The 350-nt window shown below is 42.6% G+C and carries 1 protein-coding gene; it reads right to left on the bottom strand.

Annotated features, from left to right (window positions below):
* Nucleotides 1–87: 87 nt before the first annotated feature.
* On the bottom strand, nucleotides 88–350 hold a 263-nt coding region (locus B3W37_RS09660; RefSeq protein WP_483175577.1), incomplete at its 5' end, for a hypothetical protein.

The raw sequence follows: 350 nt of genomic DNA, 5'->3' as shown, positions 1-350 counted from the left end.
CTTGGAAGATACTAAGAACACAAAATTCCATGATGATAAAGCTTTCAATTGATAATCGAGCAATTGCCAGGAGGTTCTATTCCTTCTTTACATCAAATACCGCAAATAGAACGGAGAGCAATAATAAAGCGGCTCAAAAGTATTGAAGGTATAAGTATAAGGCAAATCGTTCGCATAACCGGCCTGACGTATTATGAAGTATATAGGGCTTGAAAATAGAGTTAGCCAATCAGGAGAACCGTCCCCTTGATTGTTGATTGTTAAAAGGTAGAGGTAATCATTTACGGCGACGGCGCCTATTGCGATCCCTCCACCGGGATCTACGAACTGGCCGATCCGCAGCCCGCTTT

This window comes from Syntrophomonas sp. UBA5494 (genome assembly GCF_002426325.1).
This window is presented reverse-complemented; position numbering and strand designations above follow the sequence as displayed.